3 protein-coding genes are annotated in these 5257 nt (G+C 25.6%); all 3 read left to right on the forward strand.

Annotated features, from left to right (window positions below):
* A partial coding sequence (locus tag KHD59_RS02280) for a hypothetical protein (RefSeq protein WP_238120368.1) occupies window positions 1–224 on the forward strand: 224 nt, incomplete at its 5' end.
* A 330-nt stretch (window positions 225–554) separates the two neighbouring features.
* Window positions 555–1478: a tRNA lysidine(34) synthetase TilS gene (gene tilS / locus KHD59_RS02285; RefSeq protein WP_213680512.1), complete on the forward strand. Its 924-nt coding sequence runs from the start codon at window positions 555–557 to the stop codon at window positions 1476–1478.
* Between the two features lie 771 nt (window positions 1479–2249).
* On the forward strand, window positions 2250–2438 hold the full coding sequence (locus KHD59_RS02290; protein ID WP_238120371.1) for a hypothetical protein: 189 nt from the start codon (window positions 2250–2252) through the stop codon (window positions 2436–2438).
* Window positions 2439–5257: the final 2819 nt, after the last annotated feature.

Raw genomic sequence — 5257 nt, forward strand, 5'->3', positions numbered from 1 at the left:
GCCTTTATAGGGCCAAAGAAGTCAGTAATTTATTGTTTATTCAGTGTGGGAAGTTGGTGGATACGCAAATAACTGTTTTAGAGCGAGAAGCTAAACTTTTTAGTAAACATGGAATATTATTCAAAATCGTTCTTTCAATAATTAAGGTATTAAAAAAGTTTAAATATGGGATTAATAACAAATTCTGGTTCACAAGTACAGTGGAACAACAGATAGACTATTAATGGTATCAAGCTCAAAAAGATTGAGTAATACCGCCGCTAATACGTTAACGGTTATTATCAATTATGACTCGTTATACAAGTTATTATCCCAAAAAGGTAAGGTAAAATCCTAAAATTTCGAGATTTATCCCGCTATTAAAGAGCGATTAATTCCGAAGGTTATGAAGCTAATATTAACTTTCGAAAAAGACCGATAAGAATAAACAACTAATCCGTGGTAACACAAAGTTAGTCCGATAAAAAGGATAAATTATGGCAAGCCGGATGCTTGGAAACTTGCCCGTCCGGTTTAGATGGGGGCTGTTTGTAATAGATAATTAAAATATAAATTTGATTATTGAAACGCAAATAATCTATCCATATTTATTAGGATATAGTGGTATGCAACCTATTTATTTGATTGAAAAATTTGTGTTTTTAAAACCGTTTTTATATCTTTCTAAAGACAAAATTATTAATTATGCTAACCAAAAAAAAATTTCTTTTTTGGAAGATGAAACTAATCAAAATGATTATTATTCTAGAAATAGAATTCGTAAATTTGTAATCCCTTATTTACAAAAAGAACATAATTTTTTAAAAAATATTTATAAATTTCATATTCAAATAACAGAAATTTATCAATTAGTAAAAGAACAAACAAATTTATTTTTAAAATATCATGTTAATCAACAATATTATTGTTTAGAGGTTTTTTGTAAATTGAATATAGTTATCCAAAAAAATATTATTTTATCTTTATTGGATGATAAAAAAATAAATAAAAATTTTGTTTTAATTAATAATATTATTAAATTATTAAATAATAATAATAAACCTTATTGTCAACTTAAATTAAACGATCAATGGCAAATATCTAAAAAATATTATAAATGGCAATTAGCTCCTTTAGCTAGAACAGAAAATAATATTAATAAATCAAAACCTATTTTATATGTACACCATGATCGCAAAATATATCCCAAATATATGACGCAAAAAGAGATTTTTTATAGTAATGGGCAGATAATTTTCCCTTTAATTGTAAGAACAAGACTATCGGGAGATATATTGGAATTTAAATTTGGAAAGCAAAAATTAAAAAAATTTTTAATTAATTGTAAAATACCTATTATACAAAGAAATAAATTATTATTAATAGTAGATCAAACGCAAAAAATTATTTGGATTCCTTGTTTATATCATAATGAAACTTTAGGGGAAGGTAAAATTATAACTCTTGCTATCGAGAATATTAAAAACAGGTTTAAATAAATTGTAATTTTATCAATCACGAGCGTTAATTAAGGCTAAAAAGGATATAAATCGGTCCTTTATTAAAGAAAATAATAAATAATTAAATTATTTTGGCAAAAGCATAAATAGGAGAAAATCTTTATTTTTACTTTTTTTAAAAAATAAAAAAATTTGTAGTTAAGTCCTTAATTAATTTATATGTTATGATTGTCTAGCTTATGATCGATTTCATATTAAAACAAGCGTCAGGAACCGTTGCCAAATTAGGTTTCGCATTTCATAAAATTCACTGCATAATTTATTTAGTCCAAAAACTTTTTTGTCATCTTGATGGTACGTTGAAAATAATGTCTCAATAAAATTATGACTTTATTTGTGCTGGTATCGACTGTGATTTAATGAAACCCAAAGCGGATGAAAAAGATTATTAACAGAAAATAATTGATTATAAAAATCATCAAGAAGATAAAAAGAAGTACTAAAACACAAAAATCCCAGTTATGCTCGCACTCAACAACATTTCATAGAACCTCAAAAAACACAAAAATATGCTAAATACTATCAACCAATTATTAATAAATAATGAATGAAATAAATTTTCATCATTATTTTATTTAAACATTTCTTTCTTAAAGTTATATAATAGTGATATATTTAAATTTCCAAATTTGATAATAAGATCTTATTATTATCAGAAAGGTTACGAAATTTGTAAATAAGGAAAACTTTTTGCTAAAATATTTTATTAAAATAATGTTTATTTTATTATTAGGAATAACAATTATTATTATGATTAATAAAAAAAATCATCATTGTACTAGCAAAAATCAATCACCTTTATCTTCTTGGGAATCCGCAAAAGAAACGTTAGATTATTATGAAGCATTTAAAATAAAAAAACTCTTTTCTACTAGACTGAAACGTTCTGCAGAAGAACAACTAATTCCCAAGAAGATAAAGGTGATTGATTTTTGCTAGTACAATGATGATTTTTTTTATTAATCATAATAATAATTGTTATTCCTAATAATAAAATAAACATTATTTTAATAAAATATTTTTGCAAAAAGTTTTCCTTATTTACAAATTTCGTAACCTTTCTGATAATAATAAGATCTTATTATCAAATTTGGAAATTTAAATATATCACTATTATATAACTTTAAGAAAGAAATGTTTAAATAAAATAATGATGAAAATTTATTTCATTCATTATTTATTAATAATTGGTTGATAGTATTTAGCATATTTTGTGTTTTTTGAGGTTCTATGTTGTTGAGCAGAGAATGATTTTGTGTTTTAGTACTTCTTTTGTTGATGATTTTTATAATCACCATTTTCAGCACAATCTTTTCACTGGCGGCTCAACACAGCTATTGAACAAATAAAGTCATAATTGAGACATTTATTTTCAACGTAACGCTTATCAAGATGCCGACAAAAGTTTTTGGACTAAATAAATTATGCAGTGAATTTTATGAAATGCGAACCTAATTTGGCAACGGTTCCTGACGCTGGTTTAATATGAAATCGATCATAAGCTAGACAATCATAACATATAACTAATTAAGGACTTACCATATTTTTTTATTTTTTAAAAAGTAAAATAAAGATTTTCTCCTATTTATGCTTTTACAAAATAATTTAATTATTTATTTTCTTTTAATAAAGGACTGATTTATATCCTTTACTTTAATTAACGCTGATTGATAAATTACAATTTATTTAAACTGTTTAATGACTTCGATAGCAAGAGTTATAATTTATCTTTCCCTAAAGCTCTTTATGGATATGAAATAAGGAATCAAATAATTTTTTGCGTTTGATCTACTATTAATAATAATTTATTTCTTTGTATAATAGGTATTTTAATTAATTAAAAATTTTTTAATTTTTGTTTTCCAAATTTTAAATTCCAATATATCTCCCGGATAGTCTTGTTCTTACAATTGGTGTGGAAACTATCTGTCTATTATTATAAAAAATCTCTTTTTATGTCATATATTTGGATATATTTTATGGATCATGTACATATAAATAGGTTTTGATTTATTATTTTCTGTTCTAGCTAAAGGAGCTAATTGCCATTTATAATATTTTAGATATTTGCCATTGATCGTTTAATTTGCTGACAATAAGGTTTATTATTATTATTTAATAATTTAATAATATTATTAATTAAAAACAAAATTTTTATTTATTTTTTTATCATCCAATAAAGATAAAATATTTAAAACTATATCTTCAATCTACAAAAACCTCTAAACAATAATATTGTTGATTAACATGATATTTTAAATAAATTGTTTGTTCTTTACTAATTGATAACTTCTGTTATTTGAATATAGAAATTTATAAATATTTTTTAAAATTATGTTCTTTGTAAATATATCATAAATTTACGAATTCTATTTAGAATAATAACTTATTTTGATTAGTTTCATCTTCCAAAAAAAGAAATTTTTTTGGTTAGCATAATTACTAATTTTGTTTAGATATAAAACGGTTTTAAAAACACAAATTTTTCAATCAAATAAATAGGTTGCATACCACTATATCTCAATAAATATGGATAGATTATTTATGTCCATTTATATTTTAATTATCTATTACAAACAGCCCCCATCTAACCGGACGGGCAAGTTTCCAAGCATCCGGCTTGCCATAATTTATCCTTTTATCGCCGACTACTTTAAAGCTACCACGGATTAGTTGTTTATTCTTATCGGTCTTTTTTTTCAAAGTTAATATTAGCTCTATAACTCCTCTGAAATTTGACCGTTCTTTAATAGCGGGATAAACTTGAAATCTTAGGATTTTACCTTACCTTTTGGGATAATAACTTGTATAACGAGTCATAATTTGATATCCGTTAATATTAGCGGCGGTATTACTCAATCTTTTTGAGCTTGATACCATTAATAGTCTATCTGTTGTTCCACTGTACTTGTGAACCAGAATTTGTTATTAATCCCATATTTAAACTTTTTTAATACCTTAATTATTGAAAGAACGATTTTGAATAATATTCCATGTTTACTAAAAAGTTTAGCTTCTCGCTCTAAAACAGTTATTTGCGTATCCACCAACTTCCCACACTGAATAAACAATAAATTACTGACTTCTTTGGCCCTATAAAGGCCTTTAACCTTCATCTTGGGAGGGCGATTAACTTAATTATTCCAAATTAAGTTTTACTCCTCCGACTACTAAAAAGTCGCTTTATCCTTGGGCCTAATGACTTTTATTTCATTATTAGTTAATTTAATAACTAACCTTTAGGATTCTCCTATTTAAATATCGAGTGATTTAACCAATCATCAGTGCGATAAACACTGACAGGCCAAGAACGGTTCCTTAAAGGAAACAATAAGGGATTACAGCAGTTCTTAAAAGGGTTGCGATGAAGTAGTTAGTCAAGAAGATACCGCCACTGAATGATTTTAAGGATAAGCCTGAAAGGGCCAAAGTAGTTGTAAAGAAGATGTAATACTGGAACTGTTCTGTAAACTACTTAAACCGGACAGTCCAGAGCCTATCAATATTAAAGAACTGTATTGGATAGTTTATCAATTAAAAACCTGGAATCTCACCGTTTCCATAACGGTTATACTTCACCTAAGGAATCAAGGTCGATATTTAGAGTAACTGGGAGAATCCTAAAGGTTAGTTATTAAATTAACTAATAATGAAATAAAAGTCATTAGGCCCAAGGATAAAGCGACTTTTTAGTAGTCGGAGGAGTAAAACTTAATTTGGAATAATGGTTAATCGCCCTCCCAAGATGAAGGTTAACG

Source organism: Sesame phyllody phytoplasma (genome assembly GCF_018390775.2).
Classification (GTDB): Bacteria; Bacillota_I; Bacilli_A; order Acholeplasmatales; family Acholeplasmataceae; genus Phytoplasma; species Phytoplasma australasiaticum.

Coding starts and splice junctions, on each gene's coding strand:
- KHD59_RS02290 (WP_238120371.1), top strand. CDS start 2,250: ATGATTAATAAAAAAAATCATCATTGTACTAGCAAAAATCAATCACCT.